Annotated in this window: 22 protein-coding genes, 1 tRNA gene and 1 pseudogene; 8 read left to right on the forward strand and 16 right to left on the reverse strand. The window is 48.1% G+C overall.

Annotated elements, in window-relative coordinates; genetic code table 11:
• Positions 1–2 precede the first annotated feature (2 nt).
• From IEX77_RS06695 to IEX77_RS06715, 5 genes are all read right to left on the reverse strand, one after another.
• On the reverse strand, positions 3–524 hold the full coding sequence (locus IEX77_RS06695) for a KdsC family phosphatase (protein WP_009432122.1): 522 nt from the start codon (positions 522–524) through the stop codon (positions 3–5).
• 169 nt (positions 525–693) lie between these two features.
• Positions 694–1077, reverse strand: a complete 384-nt coding sequence (locus tag IEX77_RS06700; protein ID WP_188808252.1) for a DUF1573 domain-containing protein — start codon at positions 1075–1077, stop codon at positions 694–696.
• Positions 1078–1159: 82 nt separating this feature from the next.
• Positions 1160–1873: a type IX secretion/gliding motility protein PorT/SprT gene (gene porT, locus IEX77_RS06705; RefSeq protein WP_188808253.1), complete on the reverse strand. Its 714-nt coding sequence runs from the start codon at positions 1871–1873 to the stop codon at positions 1160–1162.
• A 45-nt stretch (positions 1874–1918) separates the two neighbouring features.
• Complete coding sequence (locus IEX77_RS06710; RefSeq protein WP_044115538.1) at positions 1919–2500, reverse strand: RNA polymerase sigma factor; 582 nt, start codon at positions 2498–2500, stop codon at positions 1919–1921.
• Positions 2501–3064: 564 nt separating this feature from the next.
• Positions 3065–4003, reverse strand: coding sequence for a DMT family transporter (locus tag IEX77_RS06715; RefSeq protein WP_188808254.1), 939 nt, complete (start codon positions 4001–4003; stop codon positions 3065–3067).
• 249 nt (positions 4004–4252) lie between these two features.
• On the opposite strand from IEX77_RS06715, the gene IEX77_RS06720 reads away from it, so the two are divergent.
• Positions 4253–4337 (forward strand) — tRNA-Ser (locus IEX77_RS06720).
• A 90-nt stretch (positions 4338–4427) separates the two neighbouring features.
• Here the strand turns inward: IEX77_RS06720 and IEX77_RS06725 are convergent.
• From IEX77_RS06725 to IEX77_RS06740, 4 genes are all read right to left on the reverse strand, one after another.
• Positions 4428–6815, reverse strand: a complete 2388-nt coding sequence (locus tag IEX77_RS06725) for an AAA family ATPase (protein WP_188808255.1) — start codon at positions 6813–6815, stop codon at positions 4428–4430.
• Between the two features lie 84 nt (positions 6816–6899).
• Positions 6900–8342, reverse strand: coding sequence for a restriction endonuclease subunit S (locus IEX77_RS06730; protein ID WP_229770827.1), 1443 nt, complete (start codon positions 8340–8342; stop codon positions 6900–6902).
• Positions 8336–10369, reverse strand: coding sequence for a type I restriction-modification system subunit M (locus IEX77_RS06735; RefSeq protein WP_188808256.1), 2034 nt, complete (start codon positions 10367–10369; stop codon positions 8336–8338). The genes IEX77_RS06730 and IEX77_RS06735 overlap by 7 nt, the downstream gene beginning before the upstream one ends.
• Position 10370: 1 nt before the next feature.
• A complete protein-coding gene (locus tag IEX77_RS06740; RefSeq protein WP_188808257.1) occupies positions 10371–10574 on the reverse strand; it encodes a helix-turn-helix domain-containing protein in 204 nt (67 codons plus the stop codon).
• A 320-nt stretch (positions 10575–10894) separates the two neighbouring features.
• Here IEX77_RS06740 and IEX77_RS06745 point away from each other — a divergent pair, with 320 nt between their 5' ends.
• The 5 genes from IEX77_RS06745 to IEX77_RS06760 all read left to right on the forward strand — a co-directional run bounded on the left by IEX77_RS06745 (position 10895) and on the right by IEX77_RS06760 (position 13987).
• On the forward strand, positions 10895–11206 hold the full coding sequence (locus tag IEX77_RS06745) for a DUF3853 family protein (protein ID WP_188808258.1): 312 nt from the start codon (positions 10895–10897) through the stop codon (positions 11204–11206).
• On the forward strand, positions 11203–12267 hold the full coding sequence (locus tag IEX77_RS06750; protein WP_188808259.1) for an AAA family ATPase: 1065 nt from the start codon (positions 11203–11205) through the stop codon (positions 12265–12267). The genes IEX77_RS06745 and IEX77_RS06750 overlap by 4 nt, the downstream gene beginning before the upstream one ends.
• A 139-nt stretch (positions 12268–12406) precedes the next feature.
• Positions 12407–12964 carry a DUF8464 domain-containing protein gene (locus tag IEX77_RS08460; protein WP_229770828.1) on the forward strand — a complete coding sequence of 186 codons (558 nt, stop codon included), beginning with the start codon at positions 12407–12409 and terminating at the stop codon, positions 12962–12964.
• Positions 12965–13014: 50 nt separating this feature from the next.
• Positions 13015–13314, forward strand: coding sequence for a toprim domain-containing protein (locus IEX77_RS08465; protein WP_229770829.1), 300 nt, complete (start codon positions 13015–13017; stop codon positions 13312–13314).
• Between the two features lie 268 nt (positions 13315–13582).
• Positions 13583–13987: a plasmid mobilization protein gene (locus IEX77_RS06760; RefSeq protein WP_188808260.1), complete on the forward strand. Its 405-nt coding sequence runs from the start codon at positions 13583–13585 to the stop codon at positions 13985–13987.
• Between the two features lie 228 nt (positions 13988–14215).
• Here the strand turns inward: IEX77_RS06760 and IEX77_RS06765 are convergent, their stop codons facing one another.
• The 3 genes from IEX77_RS06765 to IEX77_RS06775 all read right to left on the reverse strand — a co-directional run bounded on the left by IEX77_RS06765 (position 14216) and on the right by IEX77_RS06775 (position 15547).
• Positions 14216–14464, reverse strand: coding sequence for a hypothetical protein (locus IEX77_RS06765; protein ID WP_229770830.1), 249 nt, complete (start codon positions 14462–14464; stop codon positions 14216–14218).
• A 189-nt stretch (positions 14465–14653) separates the two neighbouring features.
• Complete coding sequence (locus tag IEX77_RS06770) at positions 14654–14908, reverse strand: hypothetical protein (protein WP_021667592.1); 255 nt, start codon at positions 14906–14908, stop codon at positions 14654–14656.
• 171 nt (positions 14909–15079) lie between these two features.
• Positions 15080–15547 (reverse strand): RHS repeat domain-containing protein, encoded by a 468-nt coding sequence (locus tag IEX77_RS06775; protein WP_188808263.1) that lies wholly within the window; start codon positions 15545–15547, stop codon positions 15080–15082.
• A gap of 298 nt (positions 15548–15845) precedes the next feature.
• On the opposite strand from IEX77_RS06775, the pseudogene IEX77_RS08470 reads away from it, so the two are divergent.
• A pseudogene (locus IEX77_RS08470) lies at positions 15846–16079 on the forward strand (conjugal transfer protein TraG); the annotation flags it as partial.
• Positions 16080–16177: 98 nt separating this feature from the next.
• On the opposite strand, the gene IEX77_RS06780 reads toward IEX77_RS08470, so the two are convergent.
• The 4 genes from IEX77_RS06780 to IEX77_RS06795 form a co-directional block, all read right to left on the reverse strand.
• Positions 16178–18187: an ATP-binding protein gene (locus IEX77_RS06780; RefSeq protein ID WP_188808264.1), complete on the reverse strand. Its 2010-nt coding sequence runs from the start codon at positions 18185–18187 to the stop codon at positions 16178–16180.
• A gap of 498 nt (positions 18188–18685) precedes the next feature.
• On the reverse strand, positions 18686–20176 hold the full coding sequence (locus IEX77_RS06785) for an RNA/DNA-binding domain-containing protein (protein ID WP_188808265.1): 1491 nt from the start codon (positions 20174–20176) through the stop codon (positions 18686–18688).
• Positions 20177–20997: 821 nt separating this feature from the next.
• Positions 20998–21276: an Imm17 family immunity protein gene (locus tag IEX77_RS08505; protein WP_188808266.1), complete on the reverse strand. Its 279-nt coding sequence runs from the start codon at positions 21274–21276 to the stop codon at positions 20998–21000.
• 629 nt (positions 21277–21905) lie between these two features.
• Positions 21906–23204 (reverse strand): site-specific integrase, encoded by a 1299-nt coding sequence (locus tag IEX77_RS06795; RefSeq protein ID WP_188808267.1) that lies wholly within the window; start codon positions 23202–23204, stop codon positions 21906–21908.
• A 466-nt stretch (positions 23205–23670) separates the two neighbouring features.
• Between IEX77_RS06795 and IEX77_RS06800 the strand changes: the two genes are divergently transcribed.
• Positions 23671–24555 carry a glycosyltransferase family 32 protein gene (locus IEX77_RS06800; protein WP_188808268.1) on the forward strand — a complete coding sequence of 295 codons (885 nt, stop codon included), beginning with the start codon at positions 23671–23673 and terminating at the stop codon, positions 24553–24555.
• Positions 24556–24774: the final 219 nt, after the last annotated feature.

A 24774-nucleotide genomic window follows, 5' to 3' on the forward strand; every position in this document is an offset into this window, starting at 1 on the left:
CCTTACCAGCCAAAGCCTGCTGAGAGCGACCACTGGCCATTGGCGCGCAGGGTCTGCTCGATGACGTCACGCACCACACCATAGCCCCCATCACAGAGGGAGATGTAGGTAGCGATGGACTTGACTTCGGGAGCGGCATCCGCAGGTGCGCAGGGCAGAGCCACGAGCTTCATAATGGGGATGTCGGGGATATCATCGCCGATATAGGCGATCTGGTCGGGTGTAATACCCGCTTCTTGGCAGAGGATATCGAGCTGAGCAGCCTTGTCCGAGACCCGCATATAGACGTGCTTAGCACCGAGCTGGTGGAAGCGCTGCGTCATCGCTTCGCTCGCACCACCGGAGATGACTGCCAGCGTATAGCCCTGCTTGACAGCGTACTGCATCGCATAGCCGTCCTTGACATTGACCGTACGCATAGGCATACCATCGGGGCCAATGGGGCTCACCGTAGCACTCACTACCCCGTCCATATCTAGGACGAAGGCGCGGATCTTCGACAGATCAAAGGGGATACTACTCATTTCCTAAAAGAATTTATGATACAAAGGTACAACCATTTACCCATATCTGTGCCTATTTCCTCCATAAAATTCGGCACATCTACCCATAGGCAGGTCTATAAAAGAGCGAAGCCGCCACAGCTGAGATGCTGTAGCGGCTTCGTCTTAGTCGTGATAGAGTCCGGTAAGATTACTCGACCTTACCCTTGATACGCAGGGTGAAGGCCCCATCGCGGCCGTTGCTATAGACGGCGACATTCTTGAAGAAAGGACCGGGACGGCCTGCGGGGTTGAAGGAGACAGTGATCTTGCCTTCGCGGCCTGGAGCGATAGGCTCCTGGCTGTACTCAGGCGTCGTGCAAGCGCAGGGCGTAGCGACACGCGTGATCACCAGGGGAGCGTCCCCGACATTCTTGATGACGAAGGTATGTGAGACCTTACCATTAGCTTCCTTGATGATGCCGAAGTCAAACTCTGGCGCAGCGGAAGAAATGACGGCACCCTTTCCGTTCTGTGCAACGACGAAGCCGATGCAGAGAAGGAGTGCTGAGAATATAAGAGCAAATCTTTTCATAATCTTCTGTTCGTTTAAGTATGATCCCTCTGAGAAGAGGCTATTTGTCGCAAAGATAGTTAAAACTTTTTAAAAGACCATTTTACTCGAAGGACAGCGTGAAGAGAAGCGCACGTGTCGCCACCCCACGAACGGCCTCAGTGAAGCGTATCCGGGGGGCACCCTGCAGATCGGGGCGGTGCGTTTGGAGAAGGTTCGCCAAGCCATAGTGGAAGGTCAGCTGAGGCGAGAGCTTGAAGAAGGAGAAGTAGAGGTCGCACCCAGCACCGATACTCAGCCCGTAGTCTATGGGGCGGAGGTGCAGGAGTTCGCTCGAGCGCGTCCTGAGCTGCAGAGCAGCATAGCCACCAGCAGCGACGAAGGGGCGGTAATTGCCCCAGCGCACGGCTGCCCACTTCAGCTCCAGTGGTAGCTGCAGGCTACTCGTGCGCAGAGAGAGGCGCTCTACCTCTTGGCTCCCATCAGTGTAGGCCACGGGCACATCCCCGAGATGAAGCGTCGGGAGCAGGCGTAGCTCCAGCTGAGGCACGAGGGTCACGCCCCCGATGACGCCGATACTGAAGCCTGGGTGCCACACAGGGCTATCGGCCCAGAGTTGCCCACCCAGACTATTGACCGCCCCGCTATTGGTGATCCGCACATCGGGCAAGTGAAGCCCGAGGCGGAAGCCAATATAATAGCGGCGTAAGTCGAGATAGGGCTGACGCTCGACGGCTCCCTCTTGCGCCCACAGAGCGGCGGGGCAAAGGACGGAGAGCAGGAGCGCAAAGGCAAGTGTAAGGCTGCGAAGGGACATATATATTAATATGGTATCGTCCCACCGCACAAGAGGGCGGGAGGCTTACTGACGCACGTAGCGGCGCAGATGCTGCAGAGCGTAGCGCATACGCCCGAGGGCTGTATTGATGCTGACGCCTGTCTCTTCGGCGATCTCCTTGAAGCTCTTCTCTTCCCAGTAGCGAAGGCGCACGACCTCCTGCTGCTCGGCGGAAAGCTGGCTCAGGCCATAGCCCAGCTCATCGACATATTCGCCGTGGATCAGGCGCTCCTCAGCGATAGCTTCGGGAGAGGGGATCTGGATCGTCTGTAGGAGATCTTCGGTCGAAGTCCCCTCGATCGTCTGCTCTTGACCACGCGTACGCTGACGGCGGAAGTGGTCCATGATCAGGTTGTGCGCGATGCGCCCGATCCAGCTGCGGAACTTCCCCTCGGCCGTGTAGCGGCCTTGGCGAATGGTCATCATGACCTTGATGAAGGTATCCTGGAAGATATCTTCCACGAGATCTTCGTCAGTGACCCAATAGCGGATCGTCGTATGGACATAGGCATCGTAGCGAAGGAGAAGCGTGTCAAAGGCTTCGTTAGTCCCAGCGGAATAAAGGTGCACCAGCTGATCATCGCTCATGCTTTCATATCGTCTCATTGTTGTCTCAGTTTAGGGCTGGATCCACAGGGCGCGCCCACAAGACGTCGGGGCAGACTCTGGCTACGGACCAGCGATAGACTTAATTACTTTCAGATATGTAAAGCTTACTCGATAGGCGACTATTTATTGCTACGTAATGAATGAAATTTGTGCGTGGAGATGAGCGTTTTTTGCTACATCTCTCGGCTACAAATTAAGAGATATGTTTTGAATTCACCAAATCTCCTGCCTTAGACAATACGAATAGACCATAAAGTCGGTTACATCGAAGCCCCCTATTTCGCGCCTCCCACGCCCCTCTCCTACGAAGGCAAATCCCCCTACTCGGGAGAGAGGAATTTCAACCAGTACTGGTCATCGATCGGAGGAGTACTGATCACGATGCGAAGGAGTACTGGTCACTTTTGGCAACCAGTACTGGTCCACTCAGCGACCAGTACTGGTTCATTTTCCCCTGCTCCCACGCAAACGACAAAGGGCCCTCCCTTAGGAGAGCCCTTCACCGCAAGGAGCACCGTATAATAAGAGAGATGAAGCAGGGAAGAAGTCCCGTCGGTCGACCTACCTCCGCCCAATAGGTCGCTGGGCAAAACGGCGCAGGCGCTCGGCGATATTCTTATCAAGGAGGGGCGAAAGCACGATGATCGTCACCGCTGCGATGATGAGGAGAATCCCCAGAGCCATCGTACCCGAAATCGTTTCGCCGAAGACTACCACCCCGATGACAATAGCCGTCAGCGGCTCCATAGCCCCGAGGACCGAAGTCAGTGTCGAGCCAATACTCTTGATCGCCCGCACGAGCGCAAGATTTGACACCAGCGTAGGGAGGAAGGCCAGCAGCAGGAGGTTGACCAGTGCCGACCCGCTTGGGATAGCTTGTACCCCGCCATTGAAGGACGCATTGATGAGGAAGAAGCCCGCACTGGATAGGAGGACGTAGAGCGTCAGCTTCAGATTGTCCATCTCGCGGATGCGGCGGACATTATTCACCGTCACAAGATAGATCGCATAGCTGAGCCCCGAGAGCAGGACCAGCAGGATGCCTACCAGCGAAGCGCTTCCTTCCGCTACCCCGCTACCTCGCAGCGAGAGCAGTGCCACGCCCGAGAGCGCAAGGATAATAGCGATAATCGTGAAGGGCGAAGGACGCTGCTTGAAGAGTACCGCCATAATGAGCGTCACGCCCACCGGATAGAGGAAGTGCAGCGTCGTGGCCATCCCGCTCGACATACTCCCATAGGCCTGGAAGAGCAGAGTAGCCGACCCATAGTAGAAGAAGCCCAAGAGGACGAGCCAACTCAGCTCGCGCAAGCCTACGGAGAAGTTCACCCGACGCACCATCATCAGCACAGCAACCAACAGCGAAGCGAAGAGCATACGATAGCAGAGGATGCTATCCGTCGTCATGCCCTCGGCCATCGTCGGCAGCGTGAATAGGGGCAGCAGCCCGAAGGTCGCAGATGCAGTCATCCCGTAGAGGAAGCCCTTGAACTTATTCATATACATAATGTATTAGGCGATGTGCTGTGACCGCAGTCCCGCGGCCTTCTTACAAAGGTACAACTTCCCCAGCGAGCAGGCGTGGCAGCAGGTCCCACGACTCACCCTTCTCTCCCCTCCTCACAAAGGAGATACTCCCCTCTCCGATAAGTCCACTCTTGCAAATTCGCCGAAATAGACTATCTTTGCATCGGTTAAGCCCCCTACCCTCCCTTGCGGGTGGGCTTCAAACGGGGTGAAATTGACCATGGAGAGATGGCAGAGTGGTCGATTGCGGCGGTCTTGAAAACCGTTGAACTGAGAGGTTCCGGGGGTTCGAATCCCTCTCTCTCCGCAATAAAGGGTGTAAATCAGCAAGTTATGCAATTTACACCCTTTTCTACACCCAGAAACTTATAAGCATAATGTTTAGATAGAGAATGCTTTATTTAGGGTTAATACTTAGAAGAAAAGCATCATATTGATCTGGATCTTTGGTCTTGATAGTCTCTAGTATATACTGGGCACATTTCTTTATCTCGGCATGATCGGACATAGACATCCCCCTCTCCATTAACCCCTCAAGATGTGAAAGTTCGTTATCAATGCGATCTATAGTAGTAGCCGCACATTCATCTGAGAAGAAGCGCATCATTTTCTTATGGAGGCAGTTTGTATCGTTATCAGGATATTTATAATATAGATAGGCCTCTAAAAATTTACGTGCATTATTCCCAAAGCCATAAAACAGCTCATATGCTTCATTTTCAGCCGCTTGACTACATTTATAGATTTGGTGAAATAGGTAATTAAACTCTGTCACATGTTCTTTCATATACTTCGGCATAACACTGATAACCGAAGAATGCCCCTTCCGTTCCAATAAGAAGCGCTGGATTTGAATATTCCGCTGCTTTATATCGCCTTTCTTATCTGAATAGGGTATAGTCAGTTCCTTTGTATGGAGCCGTTTGAGGTACCTCAAGAAATCAAGATTATGGGTAGATATAAAGAGCTGTACCCACTGATGTTTAGCCGCTATTTGCTGGTCTATCAGCGAGAAGATAAAGAACACATGATTAACATCCAAGCTCGATATAGGATCATCAATCCAAATTATTGGCTTTTCTGCTACAGTCTCAACATCCTCCAGTTTCGCAACGAAGTACGAAAAAGCAACTAGATTACGTTCCCCTTCACTCAAGTTATACGCTTTCTGCTCTCCTCGAAACACATCAAAGTAAACACCTTCTTCATTATCTTTCTTAACAGCTCTAAGCTCAATGAATCTATGTCCAAAATAGTTTTTCAGAATTGCATTTACTTTTCTTGCTCCCTCTTCTTCATTTTGACGGAGGCGCTCTTTTTCTTTAATAGCTTTCTCCTTGGAAAGAACTGTTTTTTCCTTTGCTTCCTTTGCTTCTCCTTTCTCTTTGAGAACCGCCTCTTTCTCTAATATGAGCTTGACTTTCTCTTCATAGCCTATGTCTTCCTTAAAGCGAGAAACTTCAGCTAAACGGAGTTTTTCCTGAGTTTTAGATTGCTCCTGCTTAAGCTTAGCACCATACTCAGCTGCACTTTTCTCAAGATTCTCAATCCGACTATAAATTGCATTGAGATCTGAAATATCAAATGCGGATTCAATATAAGAAGGGGTAGAATGAATATCCGCTAATTTCTCTTTCACTTGTAGCAAAATGTCGTTCAACGCTGTCAAAAGGTTCTCTCGAAGTTTATCCATGTCCTTATTAATATCCTCTACCTCAACTTTAAAGTGCTGATAGTATTTCTCAGGTGATATTTTGTAGAGATCCTTTGCTACTTGAATATGTTCTTCTAACCAATCAACCGCCTTCTCTGCCTTATCTTTCAATTTCCTTGTAGCTTCGTCGTAATGACGTTCTAACTCTGCCCAGCGATTGTTTGTGATTTCACCTCCACAGAATAAACAAGTTTTCTTTCCCTCATGTAGTTTACATCCTTCCTCAACCCATTTGTTTGCTATTGCATTGCGTACTAATTCTTCAATTTTTCCTGATGGCATTATCTGCTGCTCCACAATAACCTTAATTCGTTGATTGATGTCCTCGAAACTTGGGAAAGAACATTCTGATATAAGTGTGATTTGCTTTGTCTCTTCCTTTAATAGTGCTTTCAACTCAACTAATTGCTCGTTTGCCAGTTGATTGTCGTGAGTAACATTCTTAAGTTCATCTTCGAGTTTGGCTACATTGTAATTCTGATCGCCAAAAATATGGGATAGATACTTGATACCGGATTTCTTATCCAGAGCCTTAAGCTTGAGCATCTTCTCTAACCGTTCTTTCTCTTCCTTTATTTCTTTTTCTGCATCTTGATAGTCTTTGACTGCATTCTTTCTCTCCAGATAAAGTCCAGTTTCATTCCCTTCTTCTGCTGACCCTAACAGACCTTTTAGCTCTTGGATTTCTAACTCAATCTGGGCGTTTTCACCCAATACGGCAAAGGGTGTTATACCTTCTTCAGGATTACCAATAAAGAGTAGATTCTCTTTCATAAAGTCTTCATTGAAGACTCGAACAGGGATTGTAAAGTTCGCTATAGATTTTTCATCTATAGTATTTCCATTGCTCAGTTCCAACTGGAACGAACCACTCTCAAACTTTTCGAGTCCGCATTTTAACTCTAAGGCACGAAAAATCCGAGAAAGAGTTGTCTTTCCCGAATAGTTACGCCCAAATAAAATGTTTATATCTTGTAAGGTCTCTATTTTTCCATTATCGTCTACAACGTTCTTGTCCCATTCAAAATCTTTGAAAACCCCTAGATTCTTGACGTCAAACTTTTTAATCATATCTTTCTAGAATTTGAACTCCTTACACTCCTTTACCTTAGAATGCCTGTATAAGGTATTATTTTCATTATAACTTCATCTATATCAACGCCTCAGAACTTTCTCCATCTGTTGCAGTGCGTCTTGCTCCTTGAGATAAGCTTTGTAGCGCAGGGCATTTGCCTCTAGCACTAAGTTATTGATGCGTGACTGAACCGCCTTATCCGTCAGGAGGGGAATGGAGACTTCAGCTAACTGCTTATCATCAATCTCATCAATGACAGCACCATAATTATTGCGCACAATGAGAGGGAAACAATATGGGGAAGATAGCCAGCTATAAATATAGCCAGCTATTTCATCGGACGCAGGAATCACTCTCATCACATGCTGATTGATCGCCCAGCCATTCCAATGACGAGGAGCAATCTGCACTTTTCCAATAGTACCACTGCAACTTACCAAACACATATTCTTTTTGATGGAGAGTTCTTGATCGATGCGGTCTCCATGATTATTGAGAGATAAATATTTATCTCCCGAAGGATCCAACTGTAACAGTTGTTTACCTCCAAAGAAAGGTACCCCTTTCCCCTTTTCAACATAAATACGTTTGAAACGTCCTGGCAAGATTATTTCCTTGCTCACCCTTGGGTCGCCGAGGGTGGTGACTTCGGCAGCATTTTGGGCAATGAGGAAGAGGATTTCCTTGACTTCGGGCACGTGGTAGGAGGCATCGAAGCGGTTGTTGAGTTCCTCGTGCTTGACAGTGAAGCAGCGGAAGCCAGCATCGGGCGTATAGTACTGCGGGGTCAATTCCATCTTTGCAGACAATCCGAGTGCGTCATAGAGCAAGCGTTGCGCCTCGTCGATGAGGTCGTTCGATTGGTCGCGTAGGTCGTAGGATGCTACTACAGCCTCGTGAATGCTCCGCTTGATTTCTTCGGGCGCATTCGGGATGGGGAGCCTCATTAGATGTATAGGTTCAATATGATCAATGACTGCTCCATAGTTATTGCTCTGCAAAAGCTTCAAGCCCACCTCTGTGTTGAGATAGGCATAGACGTAACCGAGATCGTATGATCCTTGGAAGGTAACACGAAGCAAATCATGGCTAAATACTTGCTTATCCATCTTCTTACTAACCAGACTCGTCTTACCAATAGTCCCCGATACAGAAACTAACAACATTCCTTTATTGACTCTCAAGTCATCTAATGGAGCCACGGTCTTTGCCGAGATATACTTGCTTGGGCTTGGATATACATTCTCTATATCTGAAGGTAGAAAGAATGGAATATCATTCTTATTCTCTGTGTATATCCGCTTAAAGCGTCCTCCAACATACGCATCCTCGACCAATCCCTTTTTGCTCCAGAGATAGACCCAGCCATAAGGGTTGTGGTGTACTCGTGAGAGTGCATCCATAGCGCCGATGTCGTAGGCTGAAGCATCAAGGCGATAACCATTACTGATGACTTGCTCCTTAGCAAGAGTATACCAACGCAAAGGAGGTAAAAGCTCTTTCAGTTCCTTATCCTCTACCATACGATACCTTGTTGACGTTTCCACTTCAAGAAGACTTCTGCCACCATGATGGTCTGGTCGTTAACGATCTTCTCTTCAAAATTCTCCTTGCGATAAGTCACTTCGCCAGTCTCAGCATTAATCTCGCGCACCTCGTTCTCTTCGTGACGCAAGACCAAGTTCCCCTCTTCGTCACGCTTATACACCGTGTTACCTCGCTTATCATGCCCAATGTGGTCTACCATAACCATGAAGATCTCTTCATTGGGGATAAATCCGAGCTTCAGCTCTTCTTGCAATTCGGCTTCTGTCTTCTTGACTACAAAGAGGATGGAACACTGCGTACCATTGTGAGGTTGGAAGGTGTCTGCATGCAGGTCAATGCTGGCGATGATATGCGTCTTTTGCATGAGCCACACACGAATGAACTCCAAGCCTGGCGAAGAGAAGATGCTATCGGGCAAGACGATGGCAGCACGCCCACCAGGCTTCAAGAGCTGGATGATGCGCTCAATGAAAATTTGTTCGGGCGGCACACTCACACGGAGCTTCGTGGGGTTCATCTTCCACTTGCCGTGCTGGTCTTTCGTCCACGTGTGGGCCAGGTCAAACTGTTCAAGTATCTGCTGGTCGTTGATGGGAATTTTAGACCCGAAGGGCGGATTGGTGACGATGACGTCAAAGAGGTCGATGGTCTTGTGATTGACAATTGAGTCTTTGGCTCGTCCCATACGCGCTTCGAGCAGATGCTTCTTCTCTTCGCTCCACTCGTGGGGAGGAAGGAGGCTGTTGAGCTGAATGATGTTGCCACTACCGTCGTTGTTCATCACCATGTTCATCTTCGTAGCCTTCACCAGGTCGGGGTTGATGTCGAAGCCAAAGAAGTTCTCTCCAGCAATCTCTGTGATCTTATTGTTGAAGGCATCGCGTATCATCGGTGGCCAGTCTTCAATGTTCTCGCCATATTCCCCTTGCATTTGGGCTTTGAGCGTAGCGATAACGGCATTCATGGCCGTGACCACAAAGCCTCCAGTGCCACAACTGCTGTCGAGCACCTTCTCTCCCTCTCGTGGCGCAATCATGGCCACCGCCATCTGCATCACATTGCGAGGGGTGAAGAACTCTCCGCGGTCGCCACGGAGGTTGGAACCCACAATTTCCTCATAGGCCTTGCCCTTGAAGTCGATGCGCGTGTCGAGGAGCGAATATTTCTGAAGTTCGCCCACCAAATGAGTGAGCGTGCGTGGCTCTAGCTTGATGGTGTCATTGGCTTCAAAGATCTTACCCTGCTTCTTCTTCACTTCCTCAAAGATGGCCGCGATGCGTTTATACACCGTGGCTTGCCCATCTGAATTGTTGCGCTCAGAAGCTGTGGTGTAGAACTCTACGGGCTGGGTGACGTTGCGCTCATCGGTGATCTTGCAGAAGATGACCTTGAGAAACTCAAAGAAGGCTGCCTGCTTGGAGTGTCCCTCATTGACCGAAATGATGTCGTGACAAGTGCGGAAGGTGAAGAGCAGATTGTCGTCTGTAGCCTTAGACATGAGACCACGCTTAGGACGATCGTTGGCACTATTGCTACCATCGGCTGAGGGGATGTCATTGGCTTCTTCGAAGAGAATGTTCCCCTTGTCGTCTGTCACTTTCTGATAGACGGTCTTGTGCTTTCCGTTGGTCCACATGCCCCACACGCAGTTGCTGCACGAAGCCATATATGTCTTGAGTTGGGCCACACCCTCCTCTTTGTCGGTAGGCTTCACCGACTCCTTTTTGCACTCAATCACGAGGACAATGTTCTGCTGGTCTTGTTGCTCTTCGGCCGTGGCCTCTTCTGAGAAGATCACAATGTCTGCCCGCTTCTTGCCATCGCCCATCTTGATGGGATACTCCACAGCAATACGCGCCTTGGGATATTTATGCTCAACCACGAGACGCTTCTCTACTGTCTGGCGCACATACTCCTCGGGCGTATCCTTGCGGATAGTCCCATCGATGTAGTCTCTTATCTTCCCTTCGGGAACGATCTGATATTTTTGTTCTTCTGCCATTTTATTTGATGAGTTCTTTGGGAGACACACCGAGCAAGTCGGCCACCTTAAAAAGGGTGACCAGATTGGGCTGCTTGCGATTGCACACATAGGCATTGGTGATGCTGAAGCTCATACCTAGCTCCTTGGCAAGCCACGTTTGCGTGATACCTCGCTTCTTCAAATACTCCTTGATGAGATTGCTATGCTCTTTCTTCTGCCCCATTGAATGTATCTTGATTTTGGCTACAAATATATGAACTTATAGTGAGAGAAAAGAGATTTCGAACGACTTTAACACGCTCGATGGTATGATTTGCTTGAGACACCCACTAAACGTATCAAAGAACACGAGCAGAAGACTTAGATAGACTTCCCGATTTCCTACTCTTTCCTGGCGTTTCCCTGCGCTTCCCGAGCTATTCATACGCATTGATTTCGCCTTTACTTTTGCAGTGTCAAAGCGACGCAGGAAGCATCCCTACAGCTCGCAAGACATCGCTAGGCATAACGCAATATCAACGCACAAGTAAACATCCATATCCTATGACACTACACGAACTTCTCGACAAACCTGTGTGGCAGATGACAGGCGAAGAACTCCTCTTCCTCGCTCAGCACGGACAGCGTCACACAGAGACCAACAGCACACAACAAACCTCCGCCAAAGAAGAAAGACACTTCGTTTACGGGCTCTCTGGGCTTGCCCGACTTTTTGGGTGTAGCCTCCCCACAGCCAATCGCATCAAGCAGAGTGGAAAGATCGATCGGGCTATCACGCAAGTCGGACGAAAGATCATCGTCGATGCAGACCTTGCCCTTGAGCTAGCTGGGCGCAAATCAGGAGGACGCAGATGAACGCTTTCACCCATTCCTGCGATCCATCACCCGATATGGAGGAGGTATGGAAACGCTCACTCATCCGAGTAACAGACGAATTCACCCTCCCTCCCGTAGTGCTCCGTGTGGAGGATGCAATCATTGGCACGCTCGGCAACTTCAGCGTCTCGACGGGGAAGGCAAAAGCCAAGAAGACCTTCAACGTCTGTGCCCTGGTGGCGGCAGCCCTCATCAATGGGCAGGTGCTAGAATATCGAGCGAGCTTTCCTGAGACCAAGCGCAACATCCTCTACTTCGACACCGAACAAAGCCCCTATCACTGCCAGCTCGTCATGCAGCGCATCTTACACTTGGCCGGACTTCCTCTTGACCGTGAGCCCGAGCATTTACACTTCAGCCACTTGAGAGCCATCGCTGATCCCGAAGAGCGCAGAGCCATCATTCGCTACGCCATCTACCACACCCCTGATGTAGGGCTCGTCGTCATTGATGGTATCCGTGATCTCATGCATGACATCAACAGCTCCACTGAAGCCACAAAGCTCGTCGGAGACCTAATGCAATGGACAGGCGAGCAGAACATCCATATCCAGACGGTCCTTCATCTCAACAAAGGCGACGATAATGCACGAGGGCACATTGGTACTGAGCTAAACAACAAAGCCGAAAGCGTGCTACTTATTGCCAGAGATAATGCTGACGCTGATAGAAGCATCGTATCCTCTGCGATCATTCGCTCGAAGGCTTTTCAGCCATTCGCTTTCAGGCTATCAGAAGACGAAGGCATCTGCTTACCAAAGCTGGACAGCGACTATACCGTCCTACATACGCAAGTAGTCGCTTACCAAGAACTCACCTATGAGGAGCACAGCAAAGCCTTACGAGAGGTATTCGGTCAGGATACAGAATTAGGATATGGCGATCTACTTGTCAGACTTAGCAGTGCCTACGCTGCTACGACTGGTCATCCATATCGACAGACAAAGCTCAAAGAGCTCCTTCGCTTCCTCCTCCGCAAAGGAATGATCATCAAAGAGGGGCGAGGACGCTATCGCTGCAACTCAGACCAGCACCACTAAGTCCCTGGATTGGTCGGTCGGACGCAGGCTATATATACCTGACCATCCGACCAACCATAAATATAGAATGGTCGGACGGAAGGAGTGCCTATAGTAAACGTCCGACCGACCAAAGAAGAACCGCCAAAGAAAAAACAGCATGCAGCTACACGACATCAAGCAAGTCTCCATTGTGGACTACTTAGCACAAGCAGGCTTTGAAGCAAAGCTCATCAAGGGCGTGAACTATTGGTACTGCTCCCCGCTACGCTCAGAGCTCACGCCTTCGTTTAAAGTCAATGCAGAGCGCAACCAATGGTATGACTTCGCCACAGGAGACCACGGAGACATCATTGACCTCGTTTGCGCTCTCCAGCACTGCACCACAGCAGAAGCTATGAGACGGCTAGCTGCACTGAAGGGAGTACGGCTAGCACCGTCTTTTTCTTTTGGAGGAATAACTCCCGTAAGATCACAATCTCCCTCAATGGAACTCATCAGCGTACAAGCGGTGAAGCATCCCAAGCTCTTACTGTATCTCTCGGAGCGAGGGCTACAGCCCTCTGATGTCTCCCCCTTCTTATCTGAGGTCTATTATAGGGTCTCCGAGAAGTGTTTCTTTGCTCTGGGATTCCCAAATGACGCTGGTGGCTGGGAGCTACGCAATCCCTACTTTAAGGGCTGTTTTGCACCCAAGGCCATAAGTACAAGGCCATAAGTACAATCAAAGGGACTGGTAGTCACAAGCTACAGCTCTTCGAGGGCTTCATGGACTTTCTCTCTTGGCGGAAACTTCACCCCGAGGTGCAAGATGACAGCATCATTCTCAATTCGCTCACCCTACTTCCGAAACTCATACCCACACTTCATCCCTACCCTATAATTGAGAGCCTTCTTGATAATGATGAAGCAGGGGATCGAGCAACGAAACAACTCTTCGACGCTGGCCTACCCGTCAAGGATATGCGAGCGTGCTACGCTCCCTATAAAGATATCAACGAGTATCTTATTCTAGCCGATCAAAAGAAGCAGATCCTCACTCCGCGCAAGAGAGGACTTCGTCGATAAAGCAATGCTCTCAGCTCCGCAATTAGAAGAGGTCAATGTCGAGACCTCGAGATCTCGAGAAATTAATTAATCGAGATATCGATGTCTTGAGCTTAAGTTTGCTCGAGCGCTAAAGAAACAGAGTGATCGGTAGAGGCTATGAAGCATTCCTTCTTGATACTGGCAAGGTGTGTCTTTGTCCCACAAATTGCCATTTGTACCACAAAGACCCTTGCCCCAAAAGGGGGATCAATCACTCCGAAGTCGTGATAATGAATCCAGATAAAAGATGAAACAGCACAAGCCTGACGGAAGATGTGCCACCTGTCCACGATGGCACAGATGGCACATCAGGATACCGAAGATTGAAGACCAGCAGAAGCTCATCGAGCTATACCGAAGGTCGGGGGCAAAGACAAAATCAGACTTCCTACGAGCTCGACTCCTAGACGAGAGCTTTAAGGTCATCATCGAGGATGAATCTGCAGAGGAGTACTATCGTAAACTCTCCAGCATCACAGCACGGATTCAGAAGATCGCCATCCTCTACAACCAAACAGTGAGGGCTATCAACAGCTACCACTCGGTCAAGGCTGCACAGGTAATGCTTCAACGCTTAGAGCAGTACTCCCAGCAAATAATCATCCTTGAGCAACAGGCTATTGAGCTAACCTTAGATTATCAAAAGCGATAAACGCTAAGCATTCGGGCATGATGAAACTTTGATATTGCCTAGGAGCTACCAATCTATCTCTGTCAGTCCAGAGTTCCTTAACGAAGATGACTCCGATAGTCCCAGCGAGACCATCGATACCAACTGTGAGTGCGTGAAGCAAGAGACCCTAAGGCTTATTGTGAGCGAGATAGAGCGAATTAAGAATAATGCTAATCTCAGCCGCATAATCAAGGAGTAGGAAGGTGCTTAGAACTCATCATACTCAGAGTATCTGAACCGATCCAAGATTCTTAGTGTGTCGGCTTCGCGGATGTACCAAACCGTGATGAGGCTATCAGCTTTAATTCTCCAAGTAAACTCCAGGATCCATGTATTGTGTGCTAAGCGCTGCTCCATGGGGAACTGTTGCTCCACGGGATGCCGAAATTCATCATGCTTCTCCTGCAAGATAAAGCTATCCCGATAAAGTGGCTCATAGAGGCTATCCAGTTCCATGGGTGTGTAACTGATCGGGAGCTTCTGAGGCGGTATGTATTGCGATTGCTCCCTACTAGGACCTGTGCAGGCGAGGAGACTAGAAATAAAGCAAGAAACCTGAAGAATCTTCGTGAACACACTCATAAACTACACTTCTATTACTTCACTGAATCAGAATAGCGACCAAGGGGAAGGAAAGATCAATGGCTAGAACTCATCATGCTCTGAGAATCTGAAGTGTCTCAGTTTCCTCAGCGTGTCAGCTTCTCTTACATACCAAACGGTGATGAGGCTATCAGCCTTCTCCCGCCAAGTAAACTCCAGGATCCAGGTCTTATGAGCCATCCGTTGCTCCATAGGGAAGAGCCTCTCTGTCGGATTTCTAAACTCATCGTGTAGCTCCTGCAAGATGAAGCTATCCCGGCAAAGAGGCTGATAGAGCTGATCCAATTCCTGGGGCATATAAGTCGTAGGACATACGCTATGAACTTCTCGTTGCTCTTTCCCTCGACAAGAACAAACGACAAGACATACTAAAAGACGCACTCCCCAAAAGAGAGAATTGGTTCTGTCCAGATACCAGGCCATCTATTACTTTATCAATCTTGAAATTACTATCTAAGAGATACTCCTTCATATCATCGTCAGCTCACCCGAGGGGCTGTAGCTATACTGAGTGAGGCCGTAGCGGTCATCCTCGATCGAGAGGAGCCGATCGGCACTGCCCCAGTTGTAGTGGCGGGAGCGGCGCTGCTCCGCAGAGCGGCGGGTCTTACGATCAACCAAACGGCCGATGTTGTCATAGGCAAAGCTCTGACTAACGCCTCCTGGTAAGAGACGCTCCAGCTCAAAGCCTAGACTATCGTACTGATGCTCGCTGGTAAAGCTCGCATCTGTTTCCGCTTCACCGGCTCTGAAGCAAACTAGCTCGCCATAAGCATTGCGCTCATAGCTCAGCTGAGCGCCGAGACTGCTCCGTAAAGATACGATAAGTCCGTGTTTGTCATAGCTTCGCTCGATGAGATGTGCATCACAACGCTCCTCAACAGGCAAGCTGAGATTATTGCAGCGGAAGCTTACCCGGGCGTGTTCATTCAGCACCTCTCGTAGGTACCCTGATAGTTTGAGTGAACTAGTACCTCCTTCATGGGTCACCTTAGCGACCTATGGTGGGTCCTCGAGACTATCCCTAGTTAGCTTTGTTGACGACCTATCAGGTCTACCCTTGAGGCGAGAGGACTCTCCGCGTTGGGCTAGCGACTCGTGTATGATCTTCCGATACGCACCCGAGCTGGCAACTGAGACTGTGAAGATAATTGAGGTCGAATCATGGTACACTAAAGGAATGAGACCTGTATAAGTTTGCGGGAATGTAAAGCTAGTAGCTCCTCAAGCATAGATAGAAAAGCAATACGATAGCCAAGAGGATAAGGAAGCCACTGACAATACACAAGGCATGTTTGTGGGTGTAGCCTCTGATAACTTTGACGAGCACACAGAACAGAAGATTCTCCATGCCGAGATTGTTGTGAATTTTGCCGAGGAGAAGGAGTAGCAGCCCATTCCCATCATCGCTAACTTCCAAAACGAAGAAGGCTCCGACAATCTCCATGAGACTATCGAAACCAACTATTGAATGGTGAAGCAGGACATCCTATCCCTTGTCACCAGCAAGATTGAGCGGATTTAGAATAAGCCAAATTCGAAGCTGCTGATTAAGAAGTAATCAATCTACTGTAATCCCAATTTGTGGAAGAAAATGGCGTTCCTCATTTTCGCATCTTCTACGACCTTCTTAAAACTCATTATTTGAACATAGGCATTATAGGCTTTCATATATCCCATATATCCTTCGCCATCTGGAGTCTGAGTGAGGCTAGCTTCATCTGCAAACTGTTGAATTCGAGGAACTATATCAGCCACAATATATAAGTAAATAGGAGTATACTGTGCATCTACCTTGATATTCTCAGACCCATCTGGCACTTCATATTTCCCCTCTAGTATCTTGCGAGCATATCGGCAAGCTTGTGTTATAGGGTTCTCTGAGTCACTATACTCTTTTCTACGAGGTCTCTTAAACTCATATATAGAGATTGGAGAGGTAATCACGTTATCTCCATTTCTCATAAAGACTTTCTCATCAAAGAACGCAACTAGATCAGGTTCATCATGGTCCTTTGATGATATAACCTTATCCGAAGCTATATACTTTGAAAAAACAAGTCTCTCATCAAGTAGCCACAAGTTATGTTCATCATACCTTGTATCAAGGCTTGTCTTTCTCATAGGATAAATGATATTGTGGATATCAGATTCTAGATGAGCTTTCCCATCTTCTTTTCTAGCTCTAAGAGCATCAAACAAGTCAAGCACCCTTTTCCTATTGCACACATAATGAATAAGATCATTTTTTCCAGCCTCTGTAACAGCTTGTAATATCATATCAATCTGCTTTCCTAGTACGTCAAGAGGAGAGTCTATATCTTGATTCTGATTTAGCACGTTTATGGCATTACGTGCAGCTTGTTCCTTTTGGAATTTACATTCCTGAAATTTCATTTCTATTTCCTGCTCAGATATAGACATTGGCATACTATCTACGTCTATGTCGTTCTCTAGAAATTTATGCCAAGGTGCTTTTTGTGCCACATACTGGCTAACCTTCTTCTTTTTTTCCTCTAATCGTTCATGAACCTCATCCTTGAAACATTCTTTGACTACATCTGCTGCAGCTTTTTCAATGTCAGACTCTGATATTTCAGCAAACAAATCATCTCCCGTTTTGGATATGGTAAAAGCATCTCGCTCAACTGTCACATTCTCATCAAGAAAATCTCCAATGACATAAGCCTTTACAACATAGTTCTTTGTTGATCCTTTAGAGTCGACCATTATCAAAGGGGACTTGAACTCTGGAATGTATTTATGCATAGGAGTATCTGTAACCTCTCTTTTATTAGCAGTAAGGCTAATTTTGCTACTCATAGTAGAGAAAAATATCTTATATACTTGTACTTTGAGCTGGATACTTAGGTTATTCTTACTCTTAAGAGGCAATGGGGCTTCTTTTACTAAATTAATATCCCTATCTTCTCCAATATAATCGTTGAGACAGATCTCTTCACTACCATCCTCTTCTCTCAGTATAATCTGTGGCATACTTTTGGTATTATCGACAAAAAAAACAAGAAGACGTTCCACTAATTTTCTAGCAATAACTTCAAGTCCCTTATCGATATTACTGTTTTTCAAAATGGACATTAGATGTAATGTTGTCCCAGTTTGGTTATGTCCCGACACCTCCTCTTCAACCTCATCTACAATGATGTCATTCTTCTTACCAAAGGCAAAGGAACGTTTTCTCATTTCCCCCTTATCATTACGGAAGTAGCTTTCTACTTGCACCCTATCAAAGTATTTCAAGTACATAAAACGACCAAATCCCTTTCCTCCTTTCTCATACTTGAAACTGCTGCGAAAGGTATCAAAAGACTCTCTATTTTCTCGATTGAACCCGACTCCATTGTCTACGACATCTATTGATATGATGCTTCCCTTAACTTGATTTCCTTCAAGGTCAGAGTTTATAGGTTCTCGCTTGACAATAACCTCAACATGTCCCTTGGGTGAGTCCCCAATAGCATCAACTGAGTTGCAAACCGCCTCGATAATGGGAGTAAGATAAGTTGTTTTACTCCTGATGTCGCGAACTATACCTAGGATATTGATTTTACTCATAATGGTATACTTAATTAAGCAACTATTTATTTGTTACTATGTTGCAATAGCTCTACCTTATTCTGATACTTCCGATAATACTCCCACAGCGAACTATCCTCATGAATATATCCAAAGAGAAGATGCCCAGCCTGTTGGGAAATGTAATCATTGCGAAGATCTGCAGTAGGCTTGCTTACTCGGCTTGCCTCAGGGGATGTGCTCACAATAAGCATACGTCCTTCATCATAAGCAGACTGCCATTCGGCTGGGATCGTAGCGTACGGCTTGCATGCTAAGACCACAATGACGCTATGCCCCCCTTTGCCCAAAAGCAACTGTAAAACATCACGTTCGATGGGCGAGTGAAAGCCACTCATCAAGACTCGTCCACTGGGCAAGGTCGTTGCCCAATCGCAGCAGGGGAATATAGCTCGGTTGCTCACCCTGCTAGAGCAGAGGAAGCCGAGCTTATAAGCGTTGAGGTGTTTTTGGTTGTCGAGATATTTATGCATAGGCTTACGCTTGTTTTAGACGATAGCATTGATTGCGGCTAGTTGGTTTGTCTGGAATGGTTAGCTCTATGATGCCAGCCTGAAGCATCTTCGTTAGGTATCTATTACGGACTGTTCGGTCTGTTATCCCCAGTATCACAGACAACTCGGACGCCTTATGAGGCTCTATCAAGTGGCGGATAAGTACATACAAGTTTTTCTCCTCTTTGCTTGGAAAGTACTTGGGTACTAACTTGGTAAACAACTTGGTAAACAACTTGGTAAAATCGTCCTCAGACGTCATCGTTTTGCTCTGATTATCCGTCATTTCGAGCGCCGAGTAGCTTGTCACCTCAAAGGCTGTGATCTTGGTAATATCGAAGTGAGGCTCAGCTCCTCCATTTTCCAACATCAAGCGTTTGACACGACTAATACCTCTGTTAAACATATTGACATAGCCTAGTATCTTGAGAGCTTGAGCGATAATCGGATTGCGATAATCATTGACATTAGGGAAGTTTTCTGGGCGAGCTTTGCCATAGAGTCCTCCAGGATTCATAATCTCGATACGATCGTCAAACTGATAGAAGCGCGTGGGGGCATGAGACTGGTAGTCGCGATGCATACACGCATTCAGTATTAGCTCACGCAAAGCCTCCTTGGGATAGTTGGACTGATTCTTCTCTCTGAGACTACTCACTGCGATAGGGCGTGTGTTAACCACGCCATAGTCTATAAACACTTCGAGCTGTGGCATCATTCTGCTTAGGCTACTATTGAAGGGCTTGTCGTCTAGAATTTCTCCCCCTTTGTCTAAGCCAGCAAAGCGAACATATTGTAGATACATCCCAGGCAGAAACTGCTTAGGCTTCTTCCCAAACAATATGATGCAGGCATTCGTGGGACAATGGCGTTGCAAATCATAAAGCCCCAATGACGCCATTTGCTCTTCGATAGGTCGAGAGTCATTCAGGAGCTCTTCTGCATCTACAGCCTTAGGAATGTATTCCTTGCGGATGAAGTCAATATCCACATCTTCAAGTGTAGCTCTGTCACAAGGCAAAGCATCATAGGATGCCATATTGCTCATACGCTTCTCTGTGAGGATGCGCTCCTCGTCGAGGGTAGCAATATCTCTACGCGGACCAATACGGATAAAAGTGCGACCACGATAACGAACAGGCGGAGAGAAGGCGGGCTGCACCTCAACAATAAGCAGGTCGCCTCCCTCCAGCTCATAGCGTTCGCAGGTCATCATGGGGATCGGCAAGATGTTGCCATCGCTTCGAATGCCTGCTATCTTCTGATAAAGCTCATCGTCTACTTTCAAGCCCGACAGCTCACCGTTATCCTTTGCGCCAATGATGAGGTAGCCATTCTGGCGAGAATTGCTCATATCATTACTAAAAGCACAAATAGCCTCTTGAAACTTATCCATATTCGTTGTACTCTCCGTACGCTCTATGCGTGAGGTCTCTGTACTATGGAGTAAGCTTTGTATTTCTTCTATTGCCATAGCTCAATGTTTCTTATCCTAATTACTCCTCGTGCAACTCATCGCCCATACGACACCCGATGTCGTAGTTGTTCAAACTGATGATTAAGAAAATCCACCTTAGAAATCTTATCAAATAACTCTTGATTAATAATCTAGCTATGAACTTCTGTTGTTATAAATTCCATCCGTGCTGTTTTAAGCATTCTTTCGGCTAAAGTTAGGAATCCTGTAACGTATGGTTCCATCTAAATTAATGCACCATCATTCTTCCCTTTTCCATCTGCATGCCATCGAATCTTAAATAGGGGGAGATCCCCGTCCATACTCCACTCGTCTCCGCTTCACCAGCTCTGAAGTAAACTAGCTCGCCATAAGCATTACGCTCATAGTTAAGCTAGGCTCCGAGACTGCTCCGTAAAGATACGATAAGTCCGTGTTTGTCATAGCTTCGCTCGATGAGATGTGCATCACAACGCTCCTCGACAGGCAAGCCGAAGTTGTTGTCGCGGGAGCTTACCCGGGCGTGCTCATTCATTGCCTCGCGTATGCGCCCCAATAGTTCGGGTAAACTAGTCACCCATTCATGGGTCGCTGGAGGGAGCCATGAATGGGGTACCTTGGCTACCAATGATGGGCTATCGAGACTACCCTTGGTTAGTTTTCTTGACGACCTGCCTGATCTTCCCTCGAGACGACAGGACTCTCCACATTGGGCCAGCTACTCGAGAATGATCTTCCGATATGATCTCAAGCTCAACCCTGATGTTGCTGGAAGCATTGCAGCCGGATCCTGGAGCACTGAAGGAATGAGCCCTGTACAAATTCACTAGACTGCAGAGCTAGTAGCTCCGTAAGAAGAGATAGAAAAATACGACAGCTAAGAGGATAAGGAGGGCACTGACGATACACAAGCTTGTGCGACCTAGGAAGTCTTCGATCATATGCCATCCACTATCGTGCCCAGCAGGGCGTACAGCCCAATCCTTGTTGCAGATGATCCCAACGAGGTATATGATGAAGACAAGGATAATGATGAGGTATGCCCAACTAGGATGAGCAAAAAACTGAGCCTTAAGGGCCAGCCCTAAGTGCTCAATATGCTGTTGAAGACTTTCCATCAGTTTGTAGTATTTGAGGTGGATACTGTGCCATTATCTTCTTAAACCAATGTAGCACATTAGATCAAGAAGCTGGAGCTCTGTCGTCCTGGCGGAAACGAAATGGAGGGAAGTAAGCCCCTAAGCTTGGCCAACCATGTAAGATGTCAGCATTCAAAACACGGCGTCACGAGGATAGCTGAACTTCCCGAGAACCGTCAGCGAATCTCGGAAGGGCAAGTACCAAACCGTCAGGAGGCTGTCTTTATTCAAGCTCCAGGTGTACTCTAGAATCTTCGTCTGATGTGCCCTGCGCTCCTCATCCGAAAACAGATCTTCTATCGGCGCCCTAAACTCATCGTGCCCTTCGGAGAGGATGAAGCTGTCCCGCCTCAAGGGGATGTAGAGCTGATCTAGTTCGTCAATAGAATAGGTGCTTGGGGACTTGGGGCTAAGAGTTCCCTTCTGTCCTGAGCCAGTCTGTGAGGAGCACGATAGCCCTAGTGCTAGAAGGATGCTGGCATATAATAGGCTTGTTCGCATAGGCTAGGAGGTCTAGTTATAGACAAAAATCTGATTGGCTGAACAGAAAAGCTAATTGTCATGAATATCAACACCGAGAGCTAGGCTTGGATGCAGTATGACCTAGCTCATAGCTGATTGAACTTACTCATAGCATTCGCCTTAATGTCGTCTGCAATATCGATGTAGGGCTTCATCGCCTTGTAGTCACTGTGCCCCGTCCATTTCATCACGACTTGAGGAGGAATACCCAAGGCAAGGGCGTTACAGATAAAGGTGCGACGACCAGCATGCGTACCAAGCAGAGCATATTTAGGCGTCACCTCATCGATGCGCTCGTTCCCTTTGTAGTAGGTTTGGCGGATAGGCTCGTTGATACCCGCAAGTTCGGCAAGCTCCTTGAGGTACTCATTCATCTTCTGGTTGGTGATCACGGGCAGCGCCTTGTCGTGCTCAAATACCACATCCTGGTACTTCTCCAAGATAGCCTTACTGTGCTTGTTGAGCTCGATGACCAAGCTGTCAGAAGTCTTGATCGTAGTGACTTCTATATGATCTTCCTTGATGTCGCTTCTTCTGAGATTGTAGACATCTGAGTATCGCAGTCCGGTAAAGCACTGGAAGAGGAAGACATCACGCACACGATCAAGCGACTGCTTCGCTGGAGGGATCTCGAACTCTCGAAGCTTAGTCAGCTCCTCCCAAGTCAAGAAGATGATCTTCTTCTGCGTATCCTTGAGCTTAGGTCTGAAGGTATCGTAAGCATTGTTCCTATGCATTCCCTGGCTGAAGCTCCAACGTAGAAACCACTTCAAGAAGCTGAGCTGCTTCCCGATTGTGCTATTGCGCATCTCGCGTACTTCTCGGAGGTAGCGCACATACTCCGTCAGACCAGCCTCGTTGAAGAAGGAGAAGCTAAGGTCTGCTCGGAAGGCTCTAAGGTGATTCTTCACCGCAGCGAACTTCTCATAGGTGGCGTGCGTCCAGTCGTTCTGCCGACCACAGACACGTACGAAGTCATCAAAGGCCTTATAGAAGTCGTTTGAAGGATCTGGCTTATCGGAGGTCCGTTCCACCTGTACATCGTCAGATCTATGGCGGGCATTGAAGGCGCTCTTAACATCAGCAGGGCTTGGCATAACCTCGGCCACTTCAAAGCGCTTGAAGATCTCTTGTATCTCGGTGTAGTACCCCAAGAGCGCAGCGTTGATCTCTGAGGCTGATTGCTTAAGCTTGTTCGTGCATCCGTTCTTTACTCGTTGCTTGTCTGCATCCCATTTGGCGGCATCGATACGATAGCCCGTAGTGAACTCTATCCGCTGGGAAGCAAAGTTCACTCGCATACGAATAGGGACGTTCTCAACGATCAGGACACCGCCCTTCTTCCGGCTCTCCAGAGCAAAGATGATATTGCGCTTGATATTCATAACTCTCGGGTGTATAGTTTATACACCCAAAGATACACCCAAATAAGGATATAGCAAGGGAGATCCTATGATACTCTACTTTAAGGCACACACCCATACACACACTGATATACAGTACATTGAGATCAAACAAGCATCTATGATAGTTCAAGAGAAAGAGCCTCTCTCTCCGCAGTGAGTGTCGTAACTAATGAGGTTACGGCACTTTTCTTTTATGGCTACACCACATTACCAAAGAGCCCTTCACCAGCGATAAGGTTAAGGTCTCTGTATCAGATCAGTCAGACATCCGCTGGGTCGGCATACCCTCATGAGGGAGTATCACGAGAGACGGAAAGCCCTACCGCAACTAAGCCTTTGGCTTAGGGCTCTTTCCCAGCCCCGTATTCCCTGGCCTTTTCACTACCTTTGCAGAGGCGCCGATGAGCTGCGATTTGGCTGGCGGCGATAAAGTTAAACAGGAGCGATGAGCATCAATTATCAGGAATTAGTGCCGGAGAAGGCATTGGGCAAGGAGATCAGCCGACACATCTTCCAGACCTATCGGGCGAAGACCGGGCTGCCTCACGAGATCGAGCAGAACATCGAGCACATCAAGCGCTTGAACCCCGAATACGAATATCACCTCTTCGACGACGAAGACATCAAGGCCTTCATCCTCGAGCATTACGGCGAAGTCATCTGGGGCTATTATCAGCGCATCGCACCGATCTATGGTGCCGCCCGTGCCGACTTCTTCCGCTACCTCCTCGTCTACCAGCTGGGTGGCGTGTACATTGACATCAAGTCCTCCTTAGATAAGCCCCTCAAGGAGGTCCTGCGCGCTGAAGATCAATTCATCCTGACGCATTGGGACAACCGCCCTGGCGAGCAGTACGAAGGCATCGGTATCTACCCCGAGCTGGGCACCCTCCCTCGTGGCGAATACATCCAGTGGTGCATTGCCTCCGTAGCGGGTCACCCCTTCCTGCGTGCCGTCATCCTGCAGATGCTTCGCAACATCGACGAATATACGCCCTTCCGCCACGGAGCGGGTCTGTGGGGCGTCCTACGCACGACCGGCCCCGTCATGTACACCAAGGTCATCGAAGCCATGCGCCCCACGCTCGTCGAGGGGAAAGACTACCGCATGCTCGACAAGCCCCAAGAGATCGGCCTGCGCTACTCCATCTTTGATACGGCAGGTGTCTACGGCCACAAGAAGGCGCTCAAGGCCAACTACAACAAGGCCTACACCCCGATCATCGTGACGCCCGACCGCCCGCTCTACGCCAAGTGCGCCAAGTACTATCTCTTCGCACGCTTAGCCATCCACGTCCTCGGCGACAAGATCGCTGCCCGCCTCAAGTAGCCACGATGCCCCATCCCACAAAAAGCGAATCGCTGCAGGAGATGCTCCTGCAGCGATTCGCTTTTTTATTAGGCCAAGAGGCCCGAAGGCCTTATTACAGCTGAGCTATTTGAGCAGAGCCTTCAAGGCTCTCGTGAAATAAAGCCACCCTAAATAGACACATCTAAGTAAGGAGTACCATTACTATACCTTTGTTGCACTAGATTCAATAGAGCCCAA

Origin of the sequence: Porphyromonas pasteri, assembly GCF_014647755.1 — a bacterium.
GTDB lineage: Bacteria > Bacteroidota > Bacteroidia > Bacteroidales > Porphyromonadaceae > Porphyromonas > Porphyromonas pasteri.